At 58.4% G+C, this 25,223-nt stretch carries 21 protein-coding genes; 4 read left to right on the top strand and 17 right to left on the bottom strand.

Annotation, left to right across the window (positions count from 1 at the left end; all coding sequences use genetic code 11):
• Positions 1–10: 10 nt before the first annotated feature.
• On the bottom strand, positions 11–1,864 hold the full coding sequence (locus LCM4576_RS25020) for an ATP-binding protein (protein ID WP_244510918.1): 1,854 nt from the start codon (positions 1,862–1,864) through the stop codon (positions 11–13).
• 252 nt (positions 1,865–2,116) lie between these two features.
• Here LCM4576_RS25020 and LCM4576_RS25025 point away from each other — a divergent pair, with 252 nt between their 5' ends.
• The 3 genes from LCM4576_RS25025 (at position 2,117) to LCM4576_RS25035 (ending at position 6,369) form a co-directional block, all read left to right on the top strand.
• Positions 2,117–3,547, top strand: coding sequence for a dicarboxylate/amino acid:cation symporter (locus tag LCM4576_RS25025; RefSeq protein ID WP_071035209.1), 1,431 nt, complete (start codon positions 2,117–2,119; stop codon positions 3,545–3,547).
• 559 nt (positions 3,548–4,106) lie between these two features.
• Complete coding sequence (hisC, locus tag LCM4576_RS25030; RefSeq protein WP_071035239.1) at positions 4,107–5,201, top strand: histidinol-phosphate transaminase; 1,095 nt, start codon at positions 4,107–4,109, stop codon at positions 5,199–5,201.
• A 139-nt stretch (positions 5,202–5,340) separates the two neighbouring features.
• Positions 5,341–6,369, top strand: a complete 1,029-nt coding sequence (locus LCM4576_RS25035) for an LLM class flavin-dependent oxidoreductase (protein ID WP_071035211.1) — start codon at positions 5,341–5,343, stop codon at positions 6,367–6,369.
• 231 nt (positions 6,370–6,600) lie between these two features.
• Here the strand turns inward: LCM4576_RS25035 and LCM4576_RS25040 are convergent, their stop codons facing one another.
• Positions 6,601–6,903: a DUF982 domain-containing protein gene (locus LCM4576_RS25040; protein WP_071035213.1), complete on the bottom strand. Its 303-nt coding sequence runs from the start codon at positions 6,901–6,903 to the stop codon at positions 6,601–6,603.
• Between the two features lie 318 nt (positions 6,904–7,221).
• On the bottom strand, positions 7,222–7,908 hold the full coding sequence (locus tag LCM4576_RS25045) for a transposase (protein WP_244510914.1): 687 nt from the start codon (positions 7,906–7,908) through the stop codon (positions 7,222–7,224).
• A gap of 510 nt (positions 7,909–8,418) precedes the next feature.
• Here LCM4576_RS25045 and LCM4576_RS25050 point away from each other — a divergent pair.
• The gene (locus tag LCM4576_RS25050; RefSeq protein WP_071035214.1) at positions 8,419–10,047 is read left to right on the top strand and encodes an MFS transporter; all 1,629 of its coding nucleotides are present in this window, start codon (positions 8,419–8,421) and stop codon (positions 10,045–10,047) included.
• Between the two features lie 367 nt (positions 10,048–10,414).
• Here LCM4576_RS25050 and LCM4576_RS25055 read toward each other — a convergent pair whose 3' ends face one another.
• The 14 genes from LCM4576_RS25055 to LCM4576_RS25115 form a co-directional block, all read right to left on the bottom strand.
• Positions 10,415–12,373: an ABC transporter ATP-binding protein gene (locus LCM4576_RS25055; protein WP_083361515.1), complete on the bottom strand. Its 1,959-nt coding sequence runs from the start codon at positions 12,371–12,373 to the stop codon at positions 10,415–10,417.
• Positions 12,373–14,316 (bottom strand): ABC transporter ATP-binding protein, encoded by a 1,944-nt coding sequence (locus tag LCM4576_RS25060; protein WP_083361516.1) that lies wholly within the window; start codon positions 14,314–14,316, stop codon positions 12,373–12,375. Before LCM4576_RS25060 ends, LCM4576_RS25055 begins: the two co-directional genes overlap by 1 nt.
• Before the next feature lie 20 nt (positions 14,317–14,336).
• Entirely contained in the window at positions 14,337–15,191 is an 855-nt protein-coding gene (locus LCM4576_RS25065; protein ID WP_071035215.1) for an SIR2 family protein, read from the bottom strand.
• 71 nt (positions 15,192–15,262) lie between these two features.
• Positions 15,263–15,475, bottom strand: a complete 213-nt coding sequence (gene nifT, locus LCM4576_RS25070; protein ID WP_040971429.1) for a putative nitrogen fixation protein NifT — start codon at positions 15,473–15,475, stop codon at positions 15,263–15,265.
• Between the two features lie 15 nt (positions 15,476–15,490).
• The gene (locus LCM4576_RS25075) at positions 15,491–15,796 is read right to left on the bottom strand and encodes a nitrogen fixation protein NifZ (protein WP_071035216.1); all 306 of its coding nucleotides are present in this window, start codon (positions 15,794–15,796) and stop codon (positions 15,491–15,493) included.
• Between the two features lie 95 nt (positions 15,797–15,891).
• Positions 15,892–16,086, bottom strand: a complete 195-nt coding sequence (locus LCM4576_RS25080; protein WP_071035217.1) for a 4Fe-4S dicluster domain-containing protein — start codon at positions 16,084–16,086, stop codon at positions 15,892–15,894.
• 33 nt (positions 16,087–16,119) lie between these two features.
• On the bottom strand, positions 16,120–17,601 hold the full coding sequence (nifB, locus tag LCM4576_RS25085; protein ID WP_071035218.1) for a nitrogenase cofactor biosynthesis protein NifB: 1,482 nt from the start codon (positions 17,599–17,601) through the stop codon (positions 16,120–16,122).
• A gap of 114 nt (positions 17,602–17,715) precedes the next feature.
• Complete coding sequence (locus tag LCM4576_RS36600; protein WP_157901236.1) at positions 17,716–17,874, bottom strand: hypothetical protein; 159 nt, start codon at positions 17,872–17,874, stop codon at positions 17,716–17,718.
• 507 nt (positions 17,875–18,381) lie between these two features.
• Complete coding sequence (gene tdh / locus LCM4576_RS25090; RefSeq protein ID WP_071035242.1) at positions 18,382–19,416, bottom strand: L-threonine 3-dehydrogenase; 1,035 nt, start codon at positions 19,414–19,416, stop codon at positions 18,382–18,384.
• A 174-nt stretch (positions 19,417–19,590) separates the two neighbouring features.
• A complete protein-coding gene (gene nifA, locus LCM4576_RS25095) occupies positions 19,591–21,282 on the bottom strand; it encodes a nif-specific transcriptional activator NifA (protein WP_244510919.1) in 1,692 nt (563 codons plus the stop codon).
• 223 nt (positions 21,283–21,505) lie between these two features.
• Complete coding sequence (locus tag LCM4576_RS25100) at positions 21,506–21,799, bottom strand: ferredoxin family protein (RefSeq protein ID WP_040971434.1); 294 nt, start codon at positions 21,797–21,799, stop codon at positions 21,506–21,508.
• 10 nt (positions 21,800–21,809) lie between these two features.
• The gene (locus tag LCM4576_RS25105) at positions 21,810–23,117 is read right to left on the bottom strand and encodes a nitrogen fixation protein FixC (protein WP_071035220.1); all 1,308 of its coding nucleotides are present in this window, start codon (positions 23,115–23,117) and stop codon (positions 21,810–21,812) included.
• Positions 23,118–23,127: 10 nt separating this feature from the next.
• Positions 23,128–24,237, bottom strand: coding sequence for an electron transfer flavoprotein subunit alpha/FixB family protein (locus LCM4576_RS25110; protein WP_071035221.1), 1,110 nt, complete (start codon positions 24,235–24,237; stop codon positions 23,128–23,130).
• Between the two features lie 15 nt (positions 24,238–24,252).
• Positions 24,253–25,104, bottom strand: coding sequence for an electron transfer flavoprotein subunit beta/FixA family protein (locus tag LCM4576_RS25115; protein WP_071035222.1), 852 nt, complete (start codon positions 25,102–25,104; stop codon positions 24,253–24,255).
• Positions 25,105–25,223: the final 119 nt, after the last annotated feature.

Here is a 25,223-nt window from a genome sequence, read left to right on the forward strand (position 1 = left end):
TTTTCGCCACTCATTCGGCACGCCTCAATTCGATGGTGAAGGAAGTACCCCTCTCGTCGCTGGCATCGAGTCGCAACGAGCCGCCGAGCTCGCGGGCRATTTCCTCTGAAATAAGCAGGCCCAGGCCGAGCCCCTTTTCCTTGCTTGTGGTAAATGGCATGAAGAGGCTCTTGCGAATTTCAGGGGCGAGGCCGGCACCGTTGTCTCGAACCGAAATGGTGACTGTTTCCTTGTTCTGAGCAAGTGCTATCTCGATCCGCGGCTCCGGCAGGCCCTTCAGGGCATCGAGCGAATTCTGCAAGAGATTGACCAGGATTTGCTCCAGCCGAACGCAACTTGCCACCACCGTCGGAGACGGATCTGTCCGTTGCCGTTCGATCGTCACTCCAGATTCGCGGATTCGGCCCGAAAGCAACGAAAGCGCCCCGTCGATCGCGTCCTCCGCAGATATTGGCCCCACGGAACCGGTTGCGCGGCGAGAGAACGACCGCAGCGTTTCGGTGATCGCCCCGATACGTCCCGTTATAGCGATGATCGATTTCAAATTCCTGGCGGTTTCTTGCGGCCTGTCGCCCCGCAGAAGACGCGATGCATTTTCGGCATAGGTGCGAATTGCTGTGACCGGCTGGTTAATCTCGTGAGCAACTCCGGCTGCGATCTGTCCAAGAATTGACAGGCGATTTGCCTGAGAGAGTTCTTCACATAACCGGCGCACCCTTGCCTCGGCATTCTCGCGCTCGGCTATCTGAGCTGCGAGCGCTTCGTTCGAGCGGCGGAGCTCTGCCGTACGCAAGTTGACGCGATGTTCCAGTTCCGCGTTCATGTGCGCAAGCGCCTGCTGTCGTTGTCGGATCGCCCGGCGCCGTCGAACAATAACGGCAACCRCAAATGCCACGAGCACGAGGGCAAGCAGTGCTGTCGCGCGGGCTGTCATCATCGCTGCGGAAATCTCTGCATCGGCAGGAATGAGCAGTGACAGCCGCCAACCTGGGACCACTTTGCCGAGATCCTGCGAAACCGTGACAAAGCCGGCTTCCTTGTCGACGGTACTTGCGGTGACCAGGTTGCCGCCGCGGTGCGAAAGCGGAACTGGCTCGAACGCCGCGCCAGGCAGCTGCAGATGATCGCGCGCGATTTTTGCCTCTTTTTTGGAAAGCGGCGAGAGAGCGCCAAAACGCCATTGAGGCACGCTCGTTGAAAGGACGACGCCCCGCTCGTCGCTCGTGAAGACCACGAACCCGCTCTTGCGCCAGCTCGACTCCACACGGTCGAGCTCGACCTTCACGACGACGACGCCGAGTGGCCCCTCCGGTCCATCGATCCGGCTCGACAAGAAGAGGCCTGGGCGCTTGCTAACGGTACCAAGTGCGTATTGCGTGGCCATGCCGGTCGCCATGGCTTCAACGAAGTAATGACGGAAACGGTAATCGCGGCCGACAAAACTGGTGGGCTCGCCGGCATTGCTCGCAGCAACCGCCGTCCCCTCACTGTTGATGACGTAGATGACCGAAGAGGCGGCCTCGTGCGCGATGGCTCGAAGCTTTTCATCCAGGGCAGCTTCCCCACCAGTGCCCGGACTGCGAAGTATCTCCTGGACCGCACCGTCACGAGCCAAGACGCGCGGAATCAATCGCTGCTTCTCGACATCTCCTTTCAAAGTGTCGGCTGCAAGTGGGCGCGCGGCAAGAGCACGATCGCGTAGGTCTGACGCAGCTTTGGTGCCGGCAATACGGCCGGCTRCAAGAACAAAAAAGCCGAGCCCGGCACCAAKAAGTGCAAACAAAACCGCAAGCCAGAGAAATCTGCCGGTGCCCAGTCTGCCAGGGAAGTTGAACGGGGCCTTATGCAAGCCACCCTCGCTGATGCCGTCGTTTACTACCGCGTTCGCCACCTTAGTGCTGGATTTCGCCAAATGGAACCGCCCAGTGCGGAAATTCACACAAGTGGATGGGGCTCAACCTCCCTGAAAACATCCGAAATTGCGCGATCCGCTCGGCCTATCCGTTTGGCATATGTCTTGCGACGAACAGCGCAGCAGCGTTCGACCGGAGCGCAGCGGCCGGGAATAACCCGGGGAGGAGAGGCAGTGCCGAGATCCGGTCTGGGAGAGAGATTTATGTTGACCCCAAAAGGCCCCAACGCAAATGTCGCGCCTCGCAAGCCTTTCTATGCACGGCTTTATGTACAGGTGATTGCCGCCATCGGCCTGGGCGTCGTGCTCGGCCATTTCAACCCCGAAATCGGCGAAAACATGAAGCCGCTTGGTGACGCCTTCATCAAGCTCGTCAAGATGATCATCGCACCGGTGATCTTTCTGACCRTCGCGACCGGCATCGCGGAGATGCACAGCCTTCAAAAGGTCGGCCGGGTAGCCAGCAAGGCGATGGTCTATTTCCTCACCTTCTCGACGCTGGCACTGATCGTCGGCCTCATCGTGTCCAATGTCGTTCAACCAGGCGCCGGCCTCAACATTGATCCGGCCTCGCTCGATATCCAAGCCGTCAATCCCTATGCCGCAAAGGCCCACGAGCAGTCCGTGACGGGCTTTCTGATGAACATCATTCCGACCACGATTGTGGCGGCCTTTRCAGATGGCGACATCCTTCAGGTCCTTTTCTTCTCGGTCCTGTTTGGCATTGCGCTCGCGATGGTTGGAGAGATGGGCAAGCCGATCACTTCCTTGCTCCAGGCTCTCACCGTGCCGATCTTTGCACTCGTTGGGATCCTGATGAAGGCTGCCCCGATCGGCGCGTTCGGCGCCATGGCATTCACAATCGGCAAGTACGGCATCGGCTCCGTCGTCAATCTCGCGATGCTTGTCGGGACGTTCTACCTCACGGCCTTTCTCTTTGTGTTTGTCGTTCTCGGCGCAGTCTGCCGTTTCAATGGCTTCTCGATCGTTTCTCTCATCCGGTACATCAAGGAAGAGCTCCTATTGGTTCTTGGAACGTCCTCCTCGGAGGCCGCGCTGCCCACTCTCATGGAGAAGATGGAGAAGGCTGGCGCCAAGCGTTCAGTCGTGGGTCTGGTCATTCCGACGGGATATTCCTTCAATCTGGACGGCACCAACATCTATATGACGCTCGCGGCCCTGTTTATCGCCCAGGCGACGAATACGGATCTCTCGATCGGCGATCAGATCCTATTGCTGCTCGTTGCTATGCTTTCCTCTAAGGGGGCGGCGGGGGTTACCGGCGCCGGATTCGTCACACTGGCCGCTACTCTTTCTGCGGTGTCGTCCGTTCCGGTGGCTGGCATGGCATTGATCCTCGGCATCGACCGCTTCATGTCCGAGTGCCGGGCCCTTACGAACATCATCGGCAATGCCGTGGCAACGCTCGTAGTCGCCCGTTGGGAAGGCGAATTGGATCAGGCGCAGTTGGAAGCCGCGTTTGCAGGRCATCATCTTGCCGAGACATTGGCCGGCCAGCCACCCGTCCCGCAGCCGCCAAGTGAGGCCGCCTCGTTGCGACTCGTCTCGTCGCCGGATCGCTCACCACCACAGCACGGGCGAGCCGCAGACACCAAGCGAGGACTCACGGATTGATGAAAACAAACGCGCTGACGGCAGACCAATCGCGCTTGAGCAAACAACGTTCATCAATGTGCGCCGAGTTTTTTGCGTGGAACACCCTTCACCGGCACCGTGTCGATCATAGAGATTCAAACGAGTCGACCCCGGAAATCCAGTACGAGGATCGGGAGGTCCTGGCCGGCTATTGGCGCGAGCGGTAGAAATACTGTGGCGCCGCATTAGCCGTCGTTGAAAAGCAATCTGGCGCAGTTAAACGCCGGTTCGCAACCAGCCTCCAATTTGTCGATGAACAAATGGCGAGGCATGCGTAAGCGAAGCATGGCCTTAGAAACAGACGGTATCATCGTGCCACCTTTAAAACAATCGCGCGGATCAAGATGAAGTCGATGGCACAATTTTGCTAACAATAGAAGAAAAAGAATTTTTCTTATACGAGGTAATCGGGTTTTGAATTACCTCAGATAAAATGTGACATTTCAACTTATAAATTGGAGGTAGCGAAATTGGCGGGGAGCAAAACACTAGAAAGTTGAGGGCGGATGATTGAGCCCTCATGTCAACTGGAGAGGATATGTCGGGAACAAAACTAAAAAGCGTGCTTTCGTCGTTTTCGCAGGTGCCAGGGGAACTAAAGCCTTTGCCCTCCGATCGCCATTCATTGGACGATAGCTGCGTCCGGTTGCATACGACCGAGAATCCATTTCCGATGCCGGAAGTCGTAATGCAAAGTGCAATTGCCGCCCTCGAGCAGCAGTATCTATATCCAGAACACGACAACATCGGCTTGAGAGAAGCGGCGGCTGATGCCTACGACCTCACCAAGGATCAAGTGATTGCCGGAAACGGATCATCCGAACTGCTGGGACTCATCTACAGAGCCTTCCTCGCCCCTGGCGACAGCGTGGCGATGCTATCGCCAGGCTTTTCGTTCAACCGCAAACTCGCCATGTTGCAGGGGGYTCAAATTCTTGAATTCGGATGCGGTCAATCTGATGTCCTGCCGGTAGAAGAATTGCTCTCTGGTCCCGCAGAAGGCGCCAAGTTCATTCTTCTAGCTAACCCGAACAATCCAACTGGAACATTCGTTTCGGTGGCCGATATCGAACGCCTCGCGGCGCARTCGGATCGCCTGATTGTTCTGGATGAGGCCTATGTCGACTTCGCTCCGGATAATGGCCTGCGCCTTATCGATCATTATCCCAATATTCTGCTCCTGCGGACATTTTCAAAAAGCTACGCCGCCGCCGGTATCCGTATCGGCTTTGGATTTGGTCATCCCGAAATCATTGGACGGTTGCGCAACATCCAAAATGTTTTCAACATGAACGTGATCGGCCATGCGGTTGGCGTCAGCATCCTTGCGCATCGCGACGCCTATGAAGAGAACCACAGACACATCAAGCAGGAACGGGAGCGCGTATCCGTCGCGCTCTCGCAACTGGGATTTTCCGTAACGCCTTCGCATGCAAATTTCTTGCTGGCCCGCGTGCCGGCAGGACAAGACGGTARGTGGTGGCAAAAAGCGTTGAAGCGGCGGAAAGTACTAGTCGCCGCGTTTCCAGAGTCATTTTTGAAAAAACATATAAGAGTAAGCATAGGCACAAGAGAACAAATGGACATACTGTTGTCTGAGGCTTCCGAAATTCTGGGAAGACCGAAGCAGTAACGAGAATTCAGTCGCCTGTAAAAAACATTTTTATATCGCGCGGAAAGCGGTTGCTTCGCAGAAATATGTCGTTGCTCTGATCGCTTCGAGCCCGGTCCGAAGCAAGGACATTCTGCGTCAAAACGCCGGAGACAATAGAGTGAACAACGTCTTGCCTTGGAAGCCGACCTTCGGAATCTTCGATCACTTGGATGAGGACGGTCGCGACATCGGCCTACAATACGCCGATCGCCTCAAGCTGGCGGAGGCCTGCGATCACCTCGGCTTTTATGCATATCATCTTGCAGAGCACCACTRCACCGCCCATGGGAGAGGTGCGTCACCAAATCTCTTCTTATCGAGCGTCGCACAGCGCACCCGCCAACTGYGAGTGGGTCCGCTGGTGATGCTCCTTACCCTTTACCATCCGCTTCGGGCGTTCGAAGAGATCTGTATGCTCRACCAATTGAGTGGTGGCAGGGTGGAGCTCGGCATAGGGCGAGRCTCACTCGCGGCCGAATTAGGTTATTTTGGGATTGGCGCGGACGCAGTGCCGGGCCGTTATTTGGAAGCCAGCGAAATCGTAATCGCCGCCATGAAAGGCGGGAAGTTATCCTATCGAGGCCGTCACTTTGAGCTGAATAGCGTTCCCTTGACGCTGAGACCCCGTCAGCGCCCGCGTCCTCCGACATGGGTCGCCACCAATCGACCCGAGTCGGCAGGTTGGGCCGCCGCGAACGGCGCAAACCTCGCGTGCGTGGGACATAGCTCCTCCGTTCGCAAAGTTACCGACGCCTTCCGCGCCAAGCGGGAGGAAACCACTGACAAAGGTAATCCGTCGCCATTGCTAGGATTGGTGCRCATGATCGTGATTGGGCGTTCTGACACACATGCCTATTCGATCGCGGCACCTGCTTATGAAACATGGCTCAAGAGCGTCAAGTTTCTTTACGACCTCAATGGCATTCCGACTCCACCAAACCTGCCGCTGACCTTCGAAGCAGCGATTGAAAGTGAACTGTGCATAGCGGGAAYGGCAGCTTTTGTGCGGGACGCTCTTCTTGGTCAGTTGGAAGTTGCTGGGGCCAACTATCTTCTTTGCCAGCTCGCGTTTGGGGATTTGCCATTGGAAGCGTCTCTATACACTGCAGTGACGATTCATTCTGAAATCATGACCCGATTTGACTGACCATGAACCCGTGGCGTAGGGCGGCTCGAAGGAGTCGCCMGCGGCGTCTTACCAGCAACTAGCGCGCTGCCGACCATAGGCTTRCAGCGCGTGGCCGACGTGGRATTCTATCGCTATGTCTGCCTAGGTCGGACGCCGTTTCCGGACGATGATTAGAACTGGTTTCTGGGGACGCGATACTCCACGGGACCACATTGCCCCACGTTACAGCCCCTCGCTCAACATCGCTGTTCACACAGACCGTTTGCCACTGCCCGTCTTGCAGGCGGCAATCCACTGCATCGCCGAGGTTGGATCTTCCAATATGGCGGCCCGTTTCGCAAAGCCGTAAAAGGCAGCGCGGGCTGCGCTTAAGGGCTTGTTCCCATCGTAAGCGTCACAACATGCTTTAAGGGCAGTCTCGTGGATCAGGTCCCTGYGATCTTCGGGCCACTCATCGAGAAAATCGATGGCGTCCTCGAGGTTCGCAATCTCTTGCACGACATAGGCGGCACGCTTCACGAAAATAGGACTGCCGAAGACCTGCGCCTTCATTTCGTTTCCTCCCAACCCTGCTGAACGGCCACTTGCGAGGCGGACCTCATCGACAACCCGCCGACCATTGCAGAATGTGTTGTCAGCCCGATGACGCTTCAAGAGGAAAAGGCGGCAATTCATCCTCGGGAGGAACTGGATCGATCACCGGTCTATGCCGCAGAATTGGCCGCGTCGACAAATTTCGATCGTTCTGGCGGCCGCCGATGAACGGCGAACCCAGTCGCCCAAACCGGTCTTTCACCGCAACGAAGCAAAAGACAGCACGGCATCGCCTGGCAGCGCGCCGATATAGAAAGCCGCAAGCTCGGGGCTGGATTAATCCAGCCCAAGCCTTTTCTTCAGTTCCGCATTTTCCTTGCGCAGACGATCCGCAAGYAGACTCTTCAGCCGCTTGTTTTCTTCCTCGAGCGCGACAAGATCCTTCAGCTCGTCGCTGTCCCTTGCAGGCATCGCCGCTTTCTTCCAAAGATAATATGTCTGTTCCGAGATGCCGGCCTGCTTTACCGCGCTCTTGAGAGTGGTGCCGCCGCCGATCGACGTCCCGATCTGAGCGAGCTTCTGGCCGCGCTCCCTTACGGAGTAGACCTTGCGGCCTGTCCGTGCCGATGGCGGAGCTTCAGTGGTCGCGGAGGTCGGCTTGGCGCCGTTCTTGCGGCCAGGCGCGCTCGGCTCAGCGTTTGGCTTTCTCGACCGCGGTGTTCTTGCCCTCGATTTTGACGTCTCCGCTCCGGCTGCCGGTTCGGTAGGAATTACTGCTGTTTCGGTTTCCATGCGATTTGCCATGAAATTCTCCATTTGCGGTTTGTGCAAAGGTTCAGCATCAATGGCCACGACAGTAGAGTCAACAAGCTGACGATTTGACGGTTGAATCTTCTGGAGTCCCTCTGAAGTTTCGGCCATCGCCGCGGCGATGTCAAAATCACCCCAGATGGATCGGGTGGTTTTTTGATAACGGCGCTTCTGTTTGACTTCCACGGTGAATGGTCGCGTTTGCCGCCTCATAGTTCCTTCCTGATGAGAAACGAATAAAAGAATGAAGTCGCCGCTCGAGACTCCTGGCGCTTCCTGGTTCGCGCGGAGCTTTATCGTAAAAGTCCCTCGACGAGCAAGTGACACCGGTCGAGCCAGTGTTCGCAAGCGGGCCGAGCGCAGGCCTCGGCGCCAGAAGAATGGCTGCAAGCTACGGGAGTGGGTGCATTCGGCTCGGAAATGCTTGAGCGTCCGAAGCTGCAGGGCGGTGCAGTATCGGATCAAATGTCGCATCTTGCCGTCGGGGAACTCGGGAACTCTTCTTGAAATTGAAAAACGGCTGCATCTCGATCGAGTTCAGTGCGCATGAAGAACTCGCCAGCAGATGATTACGCTGGACCTCGCCAGCGGTTTAGCTTCTGCCCACAACTATCTGCCTGGGTTAGCAGCGCACTCACCGTGGCAGCTTGGCTTGAGCCGCGAGGCCGTGATTGAATGAGCTGCAGAGATCCAGCCTCGCGGCCGATTCCGAAGCTTTCCACAATGGCGAAGAGAACATCTCCACTCGTACCCTTTCAGCACAAGACATTCCGTTCTCTGTGGTCGGCAGCCCTTATTTMGAATCTTGGGACGCTAGTTGAAKGTGTGGCGGCTGYGTGGCTGATGACGGGTATTGCCAGCTCCCATGGAATGGTGGCGCTCGTACAGGCATCGACCACCTTGCCCTACATGATCTTCTCGCTTGCAGCCGGAGCACTCGCGGATAACTTTGACCGTCGCCGGATCATGCTAATGGCGCAACTGCTGATGGTTTGCGTATCAGCGTCCCTGGCGCTCTTGACCTACGCCGGGGAAATCACACCCTGCACCCTTCTGGGTCTCACGTTCCTGATCGGCTGTGGTTGGGCATTGCACGATCCGTCGTRGCAAGCCTCAATGGGAGATATCCTGCCTCGCGAAGACCTTCCAAGCGCAGTTGCACTCAACGGCATGAGCTACAACCTCATGCGCAGCATCGGGCCGGCTATTGGCGGCATAATCGTGGCGACCGCCGGGGCAGCCTTCGCGTTTCTCTTCAATGTATTTTGCTATGTCGCGCTGATCGCCGCCCTCTTAGGCTGGAAAACTATACCGGCGCGACGAGYGCTGCCGCGGGAGGCTTTCGGAAGCGCGATGGCGGCAGGATTCCGCTATGTGCTTATGTCGCCAAACCTTCTCAAWCTGATGTGCCGGAGTTTCATTTTCGGACTCACCGCAGTCGTCATTCTGGCTCTCCTGCCGTTGGTTGTTCGCGAACAGGTTAAGGGCACTGCGGTCACCTACGGAGTCATGCTTGGCTTTTTCGGTCTGGGAGCGATCTTTGGCGCGCTCCTCATCGGACGAGCCCGCGAAGTTCTCTCCAACGAATGGGTCGTTCGCGGTGCGTTCTTTACACTGGCGATCAGCTGCTTGCTTCTGTCGTGGAGCGAGCACGTTTGGCTGAGCTGCCTCCTCGTCATGCCAGCCGGTGCGGCATGGATCCAGTCATTCTCGCTGTTTAACGTCACCGTTCAGCTTTCGGCGCCTCGGTGGGTGGTGGGACGAGCCCTCTCTCTCTATCAGACGGCCGCATATGGCGGCATGGCAGCGGGAAGCTGGGTCTGGGGCCAGTTAGCGGATCTGCAAGGCGTTTCGGGAGCCTTGGTCGTCGCAAGCCTGGTTCTTGTATTTGGCGGACTGCTCGGCGTTATTTTGCGTCTCCCGGATCTTGAAACGCTCAAACTCGATCCGACCAACACCTTCTGCGAACCAACCCTGCAGCTTGACCTGCGACCACGAAGCGGTCCGATCATGATAATGGTCGATTATCGCATTCACCAGAAAGACGTTCCAGAATTTCTCAATGTGATGGCATCATGGCGAAAAGCCCGACTGCGAGATGGCGCCAGGCAATGGGCGCTGCTGCGTGACCTAGAAAAGCCCGAACTGTGGACCGAATGTTATCATGTGCCAACTTGGGTCGAGTATGTTCGCCACAACAACAGGCAGACCCAAGATGACGCCGAAATCGTTGCGCGCCTTGAAGCCCTGCACTGTGGCGACTGCCCGCCTAGAATTCACCACAAGATCGAACGGCAAACCGTGAGCGTACATGACGATATGCCGCTCCGGCCCCATTTCGACAGGACTTGAGCAAACCGCAAACCAATAACTTGCCTCAAGATAAGGCGGCGCCGGAAGCCCCGTTTGCTCAAAACGATGGAGCAGATCTTGGGCCAGCTATGCGCCAAGCGCGCAGCGTTTCTCGTCTTCGTCTATGAGGCTAACGCCACGTCAGATTTCGGCGATCTATGCTACACCAATGGATAAGCGATCCTCGTCGGGCTTCAGCAAGTCCATGACGCGTGCTTTTCTGAGACGCCGCGAGGCTTGGACAAAAGTCACGGGATCTATCGCGAGCCTTTTTCGTGAAAATCAAACGCCCGTCATGTGTGGTGGGCGATCTCGACATCGCACAGGCGCTCGATCTGCTTGTGCAAGGCCGGCAATGCGTCGGGTATCACCGTTCGRCAAAGCGCTTGCACCAATGCGCTGGCTCCTCAGAACTTCGCGCCTCAGATCTGTAGTCCGCTGCTTCGCAGGTGTCGAGTTGCTCATCGGGCGTGTCGTCGAACGAGACGTGGTTGAGCCTGTAGAGTTTGGAATAGAGACCCCCCATTTCGATCAACTGGTCGTGCTTTCCGGATTCGGCGACTTTGCCATTCTGAAGAACAATAAGGCGGTCAGCGCCTCGGACTGTGGCAAGGCGATGGGCGATGACGAGGCCAGTGCGGCCTTCGAGGAGCCTGACCATAGCCTCCTGAATCAGCATTTCCGTATAGCTATCGATATTGGCGGTTGCTTCGTCGAGTACCAGAATCTTGGTGTTTGCGACAAGCGCACGGGCAAAGCTGATAAGCTGGCGCTGGCCCAGCGAGAGATTGCCGCYGCCTTCACACAGATCGGCATCGTAGCCACCAGGAAGGCGCACAATGAAGCTGTGCGCACCGACCGCCATAGCGGCCTCGATAACCTCTTCCCGCGTGGCTTCAGCCTTGTGGTAGCGGATGTTCTCGAAAACCGTGCCGGTAAAAAGGAACGGCTCCYGGAGCACCATGGCGATCTGACCGCCAAGTGATTTCTGGGTGAGATCGCGCACATCATACCCGCCGACCAGCACCTGGCCCTCCTGAACATCATAAAAGCGGTGGACCAGGGCCATCGCACTGGATTTACCTGAACCGGTCGGCCCCACCAGGGCGACGGTTTCGCCGGGATTGACCCGAAACGACACGTTCTTCAATACCGGATGCTTGGGATCATATCCGAAAGTAACGTTCTTGAACTCGATCGAGCCGTCCATCTCGGGCGAAAGCACCGTGGCATTCGGTTTGTCCTGGACCTCAATCTTGACGTCAAGAACGTCGGTCAGTCGCTTTCCCGACGCCATCGCCCTTTGCATGATCGAATATTGCAAGGTGAGGGAGCGGATCGGATCGAAGAAGCGCTGGATGTAGAAGAGGAACGCGACCATCACACCCACATCGATGCGATCGCTCATCACCATTGAGCCGCCGATAACGATGACGACAGCCATGGCGACGCCCGTCAGGCTATCGACGATCGGCACCATGATCTGGCCGTATTTGGCGACGGCCAGGTTTGTCTTGAGATTGGCGCGGGCTTTGTCGTCATAGAGCGTTAGATTGACCTGCTGGCGGTCCAGGGACTGCACTGCCCTTACGCCATGAATGGCCTCGGCCAGCGCGCCGTTGGAAACCGAATTGGCCTCGTTGGCAGCCATGAAGGCGCCGCGGGCGCGCGGCAGCCAGAAGATGCGCACAATGAGGAGAACAGGCACCAGCGAAAACGTAAGGATCCCCAAGCGAACATCGAGCCACAGCATGACGAAGACGATGCCAAAGACAAGAATGATGTCGCCCAKGCAAAACACCGAGGTTTCGAGGAATTCCTGCATGGAATTGACGTCGCCCTGCAGACGCGACATCAGCCGTCCCACCTCCGTCTTGTCCATAAAGGAAAGCGCCACGTCTTGCAGATGGCCGAACGTGGCGCGCCGAATATCGAACAGAACTTTCTCCGCCATTTTGTAGACCATGATCTCTTGCGTGCAGCTGGCGCCGAAATTGACCGAAATGGTGAAAAGGAAGGCGCAGGCGGCTCCGAGCAGGGTCGAACGATCGCCGCTTCCCGGCTRCATGCCGTGGTCGATAGCAAAGCGGATGATCAGCGGGACGAGAAGCTGCGTGCCGGTGAGGATCAACATCGCGGCAACCGAGACTATCAAGTTGGTGCGGTAGGGCCGCACGAACGCCCAAATGCGTCGGACAATATTCTTGTCAAACGCCTGCCCGAACATCTCCTCTTCGATGCGATGGGAACCGACGGCCGCATGGGGCGGACGCCGGTCGTCGCGGGTATCGTCGCGCTCCGTCTCGACTTCGCTACCCTGGAGCATCAGCTCACCCCCTCTTGGTTGGGGAAAATGTCATCAGAAGCGCGCGCTTGGAGATCGTAGAGGGCCTTGTAGCGTCCGCCCTTCGCCAGAAGGTCCCCATGAGTGCCACGCTCGATAATTTCGCCGTTCTCGATAAACAGGATTGTGTCGGCGTGCATGACCGAACTCAGCCGGTGGCCGATGATGATGGTCACGCGGTCCTTGGCAAAGTGCCGCATCGCGGAGCGAATGCGCTTTTCTGTGGCGGCGTCGATCGCGGCAGTCGAGTCGTCGAATATGATGACCGACGGGCGCAGCATCATCGTGCGAGCGATCGCTAGGCGCTGACGCTGGCCGCCCGACAGGGATATGYCGCGCTCACGCACCACCGTTTTGTAACCGGCCGGCAACCGGAGAATATAATCGTGAAGCTGAGCCGACTCGCTCGCGCGCTCGATCCGCTGCGCGTTGGCCCAGGGATCACCATAGGCGATGTTGTTTTCGATCGTCGTGGTGAAAATGAATGCATCCTGCTGCACGACCGCGACGGCTCTGCGAAGCGTCGCCAGGGTGACCTCGCGGATATCCTGACCGTCAAGCGTGATGACGCCGCTGGCGACGTCGTAAAAACGAGGGATCAGATGAGCAATCGTCGACTTGCCCGCGCCGGGCGGGCCTACAATTGCAATGGTTTCGCTCTTGCGGGCTTCAAAACTGATATTCTTCAGAATTGGGCGGTTCTCTTCGTCCGGGTAGGCGAATGAAACATCGTCGAACCGCAAGGTGCCCTCGCTGATTTCGAGCGGTTTGGCGTCTGCTGCGTCCTTGAGCGGGATATCCAGGTCAAGTAACCCGAACAGGCGCGAACCACATGTCGAGGCTCGGGCAAAGCCATCGACAATCAAGCCTATCTGGCGAACCGGCATCTGGAGGATCGTCATAAAGGTAAGGAACGTGGCAAGTTTTCCGACGCTGATTTCGCCTGSGATGACTTTGTTGCCGCCGATCCACAGAACCAACCCCATGGCGAAAAAGAACGAGAAATTCATCGCGGAAATATTGCGCACGTAAATCTCGGCCCGTTCGTGCATGAGGCCAAGCGCACTCTTCGATGCGCGGTCGAACTTCAGCATCTCGTAGGCCTGCGCTGAAAACGCGCGGACAACCCGGACGCCGGTGAGATTTTCTTCCATTACACGGCTGAGGTCGCAAAGCCTCTCCTGCAGGTCAAGCCAGGTGGCGCGCAGCTTGATCTGTGTGATTGATGAGCGCCATCCGACGAAGGGCACAAAGCTCAGCGCGAGGAGACCAAGAACCAGGTTGATGGAGATCAGCATGTGGGCGCCGACCCCGATCAACATGACGAGCAGCACGGCGCGAACCAGAGCGGCAGAGAAGTACACACGCACGCCTTCCAGATCGAGCATGCCGATCGTGATCAGATCGGCTGAATGCGCCTGGTCGTGAAAAGAAAAGCTGAGCCGCTGGATCTTCTCATAAAAAGCGACCCGCAGTTCATACGCGACGTGATGTCCGACCGCCTCGGCAAAATAGTTTTGAGCCAGYGTGAAGAGGCCGCGCAGCACGCAAATGGCAAGCAGCAGCAGCGCCGAGGTCCGCAGCCCCTCTTGCGCTGCCGCTCCGCTGACACCCCCGCCGATGGCTGTCTGGGTCTGGTCTATGGCCTGGCCGAGGAGCTCGGGGATGAGCAATTGGAGCGATGCCGCAACGAGTGTCGAACCAATAGCCACGGTGACCTGCCAGGAGTGCCRCAAATTCATCCDGGTAATGCGGGCGATCGTRCTCAAGCCCTGGACCGGACCGGCCGCTTCTCCATTGGCGAGCGAATTCCCGGGCTTCGTCACGCCGCCGATAGCCTTACTGTTCGGGGGTGCATTCCAGTGATATTGGGCGGTTTGGAGGGCCTTGAGGCGCACGATTCCCACGTCAAATGCCCAGGACATGCAAAGCTGGTTGTCATCTGCTAGACGCCTGTCCCAACCAGTTGAGCCGCGGCTTCGGCTGCCGGCATGTCTATGACCATGATTGCGTTTGCTGCAAGGAAGCGGCGTTCGTTTTTGGTCAGCGTTGCCGACTCAATAGCCGCGAAGTGCGGGCCGCTTGAGCGCTTGATGACCTGTCTGGCGTAGGTGCGCAGCATTTGGTCGTCGAACCGGCAGCCGAAGAAGAAGAAGCCGCGCTTGGTGCRCCGCTCCTTCACGGCGCGCGGGATCGGAGTCTGGATATCGATTTCGGTTAGCGCTTCGACGTAATCCGAATCTGCGATAAGGAAGTTTGCCGCCGGCTTGATGCTGCCGTGCGGGGTATAGAGGACTGTCGTTGCCGCCGATTCTGGTTGGAGTTCCGTTCCAGACAAATCGTACGTTTTCGTCCAAACGTCGCCAACTGCGTGCGCCCGCGTGACGCCTTGAATTTCGACGACATCAGTGCGGCCGGTGTCTATGAAGGCCGCGCGCATGGCGCCATCGTACCAGCTATCGACGATCAGCGAGAGGGGAAGTGTCGCGAGCCAGGCATGGAAAACGGTCGGCGCCACTGGGCCTGCGAATATCTCAGCCATCCAGGCTTGGAGCGTCCGCCGATGCCGGCGCTGCTCGATGAATTGGGCGACCGACCACATATTGGTTCGAATCTTGGAAGGAGCGGGCGCCCGCGCGTTGAATGCTGCGGCAACGGCTTGCGGCGTGTGCGGTACCGGTGGTTCCTCGTACCTAAGCCGAAGCAGGTCGGGACCCAGATACGGGATGATCTCATCGGCGCAGAGAGCCTTCTTCAGCAGTTTAAGCTGCTTGGCGGCATGACTGTCCCGGTTGATCATGAGATGGCCCAAGGCGAGGATCTTATTCWTGCTCGGTTCCCGTTGACGCTCTCAGGTGCCGACCTGCGGCATCAATCCTCGTCGGAGATCTTTCTTGCCTCGACRGTGATCGGCAAAGGTGTATCTCGCGGAAGGTCGGGCAGAACGAGCCGCCAGCCGTTCCTGAGCGTTATAGACCCTCCCCATAGCTCTTCATTCTCGACGCCGATGATCGGCTCTTCGAGATCCTTCTTGGGCACATACGCCGATAGGCCGGCGTCGGTCTTGCGGATCATAACCTTCATCGGCCTGTTCCCTTTCTAGTGACCACAAGTGATTTCGGCACAAGGATCCCCGGATTTGTCGAGGCTGATCAGTTCGTAGGCGCGCATGCCAACGACGGTGCCGCGATCGAACCATTCGACCGCATAGATGTAGAACTGCTGGAGAAAGGTGCCGATGTCGCGCACATAGCCTTCATCGCCCTTCCGCACGAGGTTTGCGCCTATCTCCCTACCGGGATAGGTGCCGTCATTCCTTATGTGGCGTGTGGCACGGACCCGCTCGCCCGGCATAAATCGCGGAGGCTTGCGGATCTCGACCTCCTGTTCGCGTCCGAGGCCCATCCCCTTTCTTCCTTCCTTGCGGCTTCAGTTCGTTAATAAAGGAGGTCATGGCGTGGTCCGGAAGCGACCCCGACCGTTCCGCTAACCCGAGTGGGTTAGGCGGGAATGCAGGTCCCCGGCACCGGGCATACCGAGGCRCATTGCTGGGTGTCGAAGGCCTCCTTGCACTCGGTGCACTTCTTCGGATCGATCACATAGATCTCGCCCTTGAATTTGATCGCGCTCGATGGACATYCGAACTCGCAGGCACCGCATTGCGTGCATTGCGAGGCGATGATCTTGAAGGCCATTTCTCAACTCCTGATTCGGTTGGGACGAGACGCTCAAGCCGTCGCCGCCAGTGGTTCGCTCCCAAACTCGGCGGCGTAAAGCGCGCTGATAGCGGTCTCGATGTAGTCGTAGCCATAAACATCCATTGCCCGGATTCCAGCTTCCGCGAGCTGATCCTTGGGGCAATCTCCGATCTTGGCGCACAGCACGATATCGATGCCTTTGAGCGCAGCTATGACGCCTTCGAGGGTGGCGTCCGCGCCCCGGCCGCCGAGGCAATACTGCTCGACCTTGCGATGCCCGATGAAGCTGATCCCCCTGTGAGAGACCTCATAAACCTGGAATTCCTTCGAATGGCCGAAATGTTCGTTGATCCGGCCGCCGCCCTTGGTCGCCACAGCGATGTGGAGCGATTTGCCCGAACCCGTTGCCTTGACCGTCTCGACCGCTTGGCTTTTGGCTGCCACGTGATCGCCGCGCTCGCGCGCGACCACCTCCCGATAGGCGTTGCGTTTGCTGGCGTCGTAGGTGATGTCGTCCGAAATCTGGTCGATCGTGAACTCCTGGCCAYGATCCTCRCCAAGCAGRCCGACAGCGTCGGCCCGGCACTGCCGGCAATGGCGCATCAGCTTGACGCCACCTTCAAGGCGATCCTGAAGCGTCTTCAGTTCCAACGCAGTTGGGCCGCGCTGCCCGGTCAGGCCGAAATGCGTACCGTGCGCTGGGTCGGAAATCAGTGGCATGACATTGTGCAGGAACGCGCCGCGCTCCTTTACCCATTTATTGACCTCGATCAGGTGTTCGCCGTTGACGCCGGGGATCATCACCGAATTGATCTTGGTGAGGATGCCGCGCGCGGTCAGCATCTCCAGGCCCAACATCTGCYGCTCGTGCAGGATCCTGGCAGCGTCGATGCCGGTGTGGCGGCGATGGTTGTAAAAGATCCAAGGATAGATCTTTGCGCCGATTTCGGGGTCGACCATGTTGATGGTGATTGTCACATGATCGACATTCATGTCAGCAAGCTCCGCAACATGATCCGGCAACGCGAGACCGTTGGTGGAGATGCACAGCTTGATGTCGCGGACTTCCGTGGCGACGCGTTCGAAAGTTGCCTTTGTCTTCTTCCAGTCGTAACAGGCGTCGCCCGGCCCGGCGATCCCGAGCACCGAGAACTGGGGCACTTCGTTGGCCACCGCGATCACCTTGCGTCGCGCCTGGTCTGGAGTCAGCTTTTCCGAGACGACCCCGGGTCGGCTCTCATTGGCACAGTCATATTTGCGATTGCAGTAGTTGCACTGGATGTTGCAGGCTGGCGCGACCGCCACATGCATGCGCGCGAAATAATGGTGCGCCTCTTCGGAATAGCATGGATGGTCCTTGATCTTCTCCCAGACAGCGGAGTCCATCTCGTCCGGCTTTGCGGACGAGCCGCAGGATGAAGATGCGCAACCGGCGGATTTCGCGGTGGCCAGCAACTGGTCGAAGGATTTAGTGCTGACCAAACTCTCAAGCGAAATCGTCGGTAGAGACATGAACGGCTCCGTTCCTGAGTGGACGTCGCAGTTCAAACCGCAAAAGTTGTGCCAGCTCAAAAACGCGGTTTTCAGTTCAATATGTTGGCTTTCATGCACGATTCCGCCTGTTCGTTACGTCACATTTTTGTCGGGCTTGCGACTTGAACAGGCCGGCTCGCTCCACAGCGGCACCGGGTTCCAGCGATACTGGCCGAGCGCAGGCTTATGGTCGCCGAGATTGGGCGCGGTCTTCCAAAGCGGATAGTGCRCGGCCGATTGGACTGCCAGCATAAAAGCTGCATAAAACATGGTTGGCCATTGGAGGCCTTCTCTAAGGTCTAYCTAGAGGCGGATCGCCAGCGCGATGCCGATCGGGAGCTGCAGCGAGTTCTCCGGGACGATCGGCTGCCCTGAGCCTGCAGGATCGATCAACAACCTGGCCAAGGGGGATTTTTGTGACTGAACAAGAGCAGATGGGCCMGGGCGCTATCGACAGGGCTCAACTTACTCGGATTGAAGCTGTCCACGAGGGGTTCCTGTGCACCACCTGTATCACCGCCGCGCTGCTTCGAGCGAAGCGCCGACAAGCATATTGCCGAGGCGCTGACCATTGACAACGATGACGTTAATCCTCTGCGTCCATTTGATCTCCGGTGYGGAGTGCGAGTTTATCAGGAAGGCGGGGTTGGACCCTTCGTCGAACGCTAAACGAGCATCACTATCCGACAGTATTCAATCCCAAACGAACGTCTGACGGTGTGGCGCTGGCAGTACCAAGGCTTGACGGGGGCATAACGCCTACCAATCCATCACCACCTTGCCCGAGCTGCCGCTCCGCATCGCATCGAACCCTACCTGAAAATCGTCGATCCCAATGCGGTGCGTGATCAGCCCCGACACGTCCAGCGGCCCCTGAACGAGCGCGATCATCTTGTACCAGGTCTCGAACATCTCGCGGCCATAGATGCCTTTYAGATGCAGCATCTTGAAGATGACCTTGTTCCAGTCGATCTCGAAGCCGGTGGGCGCGATGCCCAAAATGGCGATCTTGCCGCCATTGTTCATGGTGTCGATCATGTCGCGGAAGGCGGGTGCGGCGCCCGACATCTCCAGCCCGACATCGAACCCTTCGCTCATGCCGATCGAAGGCATGACGTCGCGCAGCTTTTCCTTCGAGGCGTCGACGACATGCTGCACGCCGAGCTTGCGCGCCAGTTCCAGCCGGACCRGATTGATATCGGTGATGACGACTTTTCGCGCGCCGACGCACTGCGCCACCAGCGCGCCCATGATGCCGATCGGACCGGCGCCGGTGACCAGCACGTCTTCACCGACCAGGTCGAAGGACAGTGCGGTGTGCACCGCATTGCCCAGTGGATCGAAGATTGCCGCGATCTCGTCCGGCACGTCATCGGGGATCGGCACGACGTTGTGCTGCGGGATCGCCATGTATTCRCCGAAGGCGCCGGGCCGATTGACGCCGACGCCCAGCGTGTTGCGGCATAGATGCCCTCGTCCGGCGCGGCAGTTGCGGCAGTGACCGCAGACGATATGCCCTTCGCCCGAGACGCGCTGGCCGACCTTGTACTCGGTGACCGCCGCGCCGAAATCGGCGACGGTGCCGACGAATTCATGACCAGTCACCATCGGCACCGGCACCGTCTTCTGCGCCCACTGGTCCCAGTTATAAATGTGGACGTCGGTGCCGCAGATCGCGGTCTTCCTGACCTTGATCAGCACGTCGTTGGGGCCGATCTCCGGCACCGGCACCTCTTCCATCCAGATGCCCGGCTCAGCCTTGGCCTTCACCAGCGCCTTCATCATGTTTGACATTCTTTTCTTCCTTGGATCCGCCGACATCTGAGTGCGGATGCCCCTGGGCAGCCCCGGGAAAGAGAAACCGATGACGTAGCTCCCGCGCTTCAACATGCGTCGCGTCGAGTGGCGTCTCAAAGGCACCACTCGCACACGGCGCGAGGAGGCCTGACCGTTCGACGTCGCAGGCTTCTAGAACTTCTTCACCTCGATACCATGCCGACGCAGGGCATAGCCGACTTGCCGTGGCGTGAGGCCGAGGATACGCCCAGCCTTGGCCTGAACCCAGCCGGCCTTCTGCATCGCGTCGATCAGCCGGTCGTAATCGGTCACACGCATGCCTGGTGCACCTGAGGCAGGATCGTTCGGACCGCGGCCGTTGACGGGCACCGCTGCGCCCTCGGGGGCGCCGAAGCGCCTATCTCCCAGCGGCATTTCAACCGGCATCCTGTTGCGGCCGAATTCATCGCTGGYATAGCCGTTGTTTGCACGGTCGGCTCCTTTCCAGAGGAGGGAAGACAGGCATTGGCTATTCTGGCAGGCAAAATCTGAAGTGGYGATCGTACTTGAACGCGCAAGAGTGGCCGTCCTTCGAACGCAGTTTTCCAGCTCACGGACGTTGCCAGGGAAGTAGCATTGCGAGATCAGGTCAAGCGCCGGCGGCGCGAAGGCGAGCTCGCAATGGTTCTCGCTATTGAATCGATCGAGGAAGGCCTTCGCAAGGCGTGGAATATCGCCAGGTCGCTCTCTGAGCGGTGGCAGCATGATTGGCACCACATTGATGCGATAGTAAAGATCGGCCCTGAACTCTCCGTTCACGACAGCCGTCTCGAGGTCCTTGTTGGTGGCGCATATGAGCCGGACGTCGACTGTTAGCGTCCTGGTGCCGCCGACGCGCTCCAACTCGCCTTCCTGCAAGACGCGCAACAGCTTTGCCTGGAAGGCAGGCGAAATCTCGCCGATTTCGTCGAGCAACAGGGTTCCGCCATTCGCTAATTCGAAACGGCCGGCGCGCTGCGCGACAGCCCCGGTGAAGGCGCCCTTTTCATGCCCGAACAACTCCGATTCCAGAACGCTTTCAGGCAGTGCGGCGCAGTTCAATTTGACGAAAGCCTTCTTGCTGCGAGGCGAAAGCTTATGGATGGCCTGCGCAAAAAATTCCTTGCCGGTGCCGCTTTCACCCCGCAACAGCACGGTAGAATTGGTCCTTGCCACGACCGCGACGGTTTCAAGCACCTGCTTGAGTGCGGGACTTTCCCCGATGATCCCGTCGATTTTGACATGCGAATGCCGGGCAGGGCGGGTCTCTTTCTCGTCGACCGATTTCTCCGGTCTCCGTTGCTCCTCGACAAGCCGCTGACCATCTGTGCTCAGGCTGCGATGGAGGCGGATGGTGCGGCCGACAAGGTTGGCGACCATCGTCAGGAAGCGTACGTCTTCGTCGCAACGCACGCTGGCGGCGCCGTCCCGGACACGGTCGATCGACAGTGTACCGAGGATTTCATCCTCGGCCTCTATTGGCACTCCGATAAAGGTAACCGCCATGGTGGCGCGACTCGAAGCCGTTGGAAGATCAGCCTGAAACAGTTCGGACTTGCTGACATCGTGTACGACGAGCGGCGTCCCCGTAGCGACGATCCGGTCTACCACGGCCTGCGGTATGACGCTGCGCCACTCTGATTGACGTTCGTGGTTGTTGCCGGCGGTTGCGGCAATCTCCAGCTCTCCTTCCGCGTCCAGGACGACCATTGCTCCATGACGCATTTGYACAAACGAGGAGAGTGCGTTGACGACATTGRCAAGCGTGATCTCCAGCTGCGTGGGAGCGGTCAGGATCTCGGATATCTCGTAGATTCCCCTGATCGGGATGTTCGGCTCGTGCATGGCTTTGATAGGTGCCCGTGCGTCGCGAAGCCCTACCTTGTGCTCCCGATCCCGCATTACTTGACCCATGGAAACACCTCAGGGGTTGTAAGGTGYCCCTCCCAAAGCGCCTTTCTTTCGACTCGCGATATCCTAGTATTCACGAGCCCCTGTTCAATTGCAAATTGTCATGTTGCTGTCGCGTCCAGGTATCGGCTCTGGCAATGGCGCCGGCGTGCATGGGTCATCCGAACTTGAAAAGGACACCGAAGCCGCCCCGCGGATAATTCCACTCGATCTCACCACTGGCCTCGCACAGTATCCGACAGGTGCCGCACTCCATGCAACCGTCGGCGGTGATCTCCACTTGGCCCTCGTCGGTCAATTCATAGCATTGGGCCGGGCAGACGCGGGTCAACGCGAGCAGGTTGGCGCTGGGCTTCTGGTGTCGTCGCACTTTGATATGCGGACGCCCCGAATCGACCAAGTAGCGATTCTGGTAGAGCTTCTCCTCGATGCGTGACGCTGCGATTGTCATCTCGTCTCTCCTAGCGCCAGGCAAATGTCAGGCGGACCATATCGCTCAGCAGCCCCCAGCGCGAACGCGCCTTGATGAAGGCAGTAGTGGTCGCTTTTTCCTTGTCGAGTTTCGGGGTGCCGTCGACCCGCATGAAGTTCTGGGCCGCCTGCGACATCAGCTGCGGGTAGGTGGTAAAGAAATTTCGTGAATTTGTGTGGAGCAGGTCCGGCATGTCTTTGTATTTCTTCAGGTCTTTGATCACGAAAGACTTGTTTAACATGGTCTTGTAGAGAGCAAGGTTCTGTTTGGTCATGGGACGCTTGCGGCTCTTGACCTGCACGATTGCCTCAGCCGCGATGCGGCCAGAGGTCATGGCGAGGTTCGAACCCTCGCGATGGACGGCGTTATTCAATTGCGCGGCATCGCCGACCACCACCCAACCGTCGCCAAAAAGCTGCGGAATCGCCTTGTAGCCACCTTCGGGAATGAGATGCGCGGCATATTCTTTCACCTCTGAGCCCGCGATTAGCGGCCGGATCGAAGGATGATTTTTTAACGTGTCGAGTACGACGTATGGGCTCTCCATGCTCGCAGCGAAATCGGAAACAAGGCAGCCGATGCCCAGTGAGATCGACTCTCTGTTGGTGTAAAGGAAGCCGAGCCCGGCCATGCTGCGGGAGATCGTACCCACGGCCTCGATCACGCACCCTTCACCGGCCTTGAGGCCGAACCGCTGCTCGATGACCTCTTCAGGCAGGAAATGCATTTCCTTGACGGCGAGCGCCACGGATTTCGGCCTCGGCATCTCGCGAAGCCCGGCGCGCGTGCCGAGCAGTCCGCAGACACCTTCTGCGAGAACGACAACGTCCGCGAAAATCTCTCCGCCGATCCGGTCGGTGCGGACGCCGACCACCTTGTCCTTGGCATCGCGCACGAGTTCCGTCACGGTCGTCTCGCACAGAACCGTCGCACCGGCCTCGCGCACCTTACRCGAAAACCATTTGTCGAACTGGGCCCGAATGATCGTATAGCGGTTGGGCTTGGCCTCATTGAAGTCGTCCGACCGATAGTGAATCCCGGTGTGGGATGTATCGTCCATCACCCAAAGCCGCTGTTCGACCAAATGCCGCTCGAGAGGCGCATCATCCCGGAAATCCGGGATGATCTCCTCCAGCATGTTCGCGTACATGATTGCACCCTGAACATTCTTGGAGCCCGGATATTCACCTCGCTCCAACTGCAACACGTTCAGGCCGTGGCTTGCCATGGTGTAAGCAGCAGYGTTTCCGGACATGYCGGCCCCAACAACGATGGCGTCGAATTTTTCCTTGATCATGTCCAGCTCCCTAGTTCGCAAGCTTATCGCGACTGTGGGGCGACAGCCGCCGCGTGAAGGCCTCCGTCAGTGYGGGAAGGAAGCGGATCGCGTCGGTGATGATCCCAAGGTGGGCGAAATCGAAAATCGGMGCGTTCGGGTCGGTGTTGATAGCCACGATGAGATCCGCCCCTTCGACGCCAACCCGGTGCTGGATGGCGCCGGAAATTCCAGCCGCTATGTAAAGCTTCGGCCGGATGGTCTTGCCTGTTTGGCCGATCTGCCGATCAGCCGACAGCCAGCCCTTTTGGACCAACGGGCGCGAACAGCCATGCTCGGCGCCGATTGCTCGCGCGAGATCCTTCACAAGCTGCAAGTTCTCCGCCGCGCCTAGACCGAGGCCTCCTGCAACCACAACGTCGGCATAGGCAAGATTGGCCTWTCCAGACTGGCTATCCGGCAGGAAACCGAGGATTTTGGTGACGATGTCATCCTCGGCTACCGATAGCTTGTGCCGGATGACACGGCCGACCGGCTTATCCATCCGCTGCGGCATGGGCATGACCCTCGGTCGCACTGTTGCCATCTGCGGCCGGTAATTGAGCGTGTAGATCGTGCACAATAAGGAACCGCCGAACGTTGGACGGGTCGCAGCGAGCGAACCGTCCGTATCGACGTCGAGTTCGGTGCAGTCGGCCGTGAGCCCTGTCTTCAAGGTTGTTGCGACCGAACCAGCAAGGTCCCTGCCGAGTGTGGTCGCCCCGAGAAGCAGGATCTCGGGTTTATGGGCATCGACCAGATCCGTCATCGCCTTGGTGAAAGGCTCGTTGCGATAGTCGGCAAGCAGCGGCGCCTCGACGTTGTAGACAAGATCGGCGCCATAAGCGAAGGCCTCGGCTACCGCAGACTGGGTGGTCTCTCCTGGCGGTCCGAGCACGATCCCCGCAAGCTCGACGCCAAGCTTGTCGGCGAGCTTGCGGCCTTCACCGAGCAGTTCGAACGATACCGGGTGGACCTGACCGCGCTCGAGCTCGATAAAGACCCAAACGTGGCGATAGTCTTTGAAATGGTCGGGCAGCTCCTTCTTTGTGCCGGCACGGCCGGAGGCAGGGCGAGGGGCTTCTCGATTCGCGCTCGACATCGTCTCTCCTTGCCGTCATTCACCGCCGTTGAAGGCGAGTTCCTGTTCCAGCGCTGGCCCGCGGGTTAAGATTGCGGCGATAAGTTCGTCAGCAAGATCACGCAAATTCCTCTCGGGGGTTTCGATAAGTGCCGCCTTTTCCGCCCGCGCTGTAGGGGCGAAAACGCGCTTGACGACCGTCGGAGAGCCGCGCAGGCCGCATCTGGTGAGGTCATCAATGCCGGCGTCGGCCGCACTCCATCTCAGGACTTGGCTGCGCGCGGCGTACAGGGCGTCCTCGAGCGAGCCCCGACGGATCTCGTTTGTGCCTTCCAGCATCGTGATGAGACAAGGCAGCCTGCTCTTTAGCATCTGCGCGCCGCCTTCACAGCGGCGCTCGACCTTGATCTCGCGGGCATCAAGGTCAACGGAGGGGATCTTCGCGACGTAGGTGAGTTGAATGAGATCGAGGCGCTTGGCGATGCCGGGTCCGACCTGGGCGGTGTCTCCATCGATCGTCTGCTTGCCGGTGAAAACGATGTCTGGAGTGCCGAACGTCTCGCCAACCTTCGCGATTGCCTGGGAAAGAGCGTACGAGGTCRCCAGCGTGTCGGAGCCGGCAAAGTAGCGGTCGGTCAACAGCACTGCCCGGTCGGCGCCGTAACCGAGGGCCTTACGCAAGGCGTCCTCTGCCATGGGCGGACCCATAGTGAGGACGGAGACCTCGCCGCCGTAGTTGTCGCGCAGTCTGAGCGCTTCTTCGAGGGCGAACAGGTCGTAAGGATTGATGATGGTAGGCACACCCTGGCGCATGATCGTATTCGTGACGGGATGGACGCGTATTTGCGCCGAGTCCGGCACTTGCTTGATGCAGACTACGATGTGCATTGGCGGTCCTTTGGGCTTTTAACCGGGTGCGGGTCTGATCTGGTTGGCAGCACTATTCGTGCCAAATCGTTTTGCGTCCTCCTATTGCTGGAGGCTCCGTGGATTCCTCCCAGGGGCGT

The sequence above is a fragment of the Mesorhizobium sp. LCM 4576 genome (genome assembly GCF_001854815.1).
Classification (GTDB): Bacteria; Pseudomonadota; Alphaproteobacteria; order Rhizobiales; family Rhizobiaceae; genus Mesorhizobium; species Mesorhizobium plurifarium.

Bases quoted from the DNA above. Each gene is read 5' to 3' on its own strand.
- LCM4576_RS25100 (WP_040971434.1), bottom strand. From the start codon at position 21,799: ATGACAATCGCAGCGTCACGCATCGAGGAGAAGCTCTACCAGAATCGC.
- LCM4576_RS25075 (WP_071035216.1), bottom strand. From the start codon at position 15,796: ATGGGCCTCGGACGCGAACAGGAGGTCGAGATCCGCAAGCCTCCGCGA.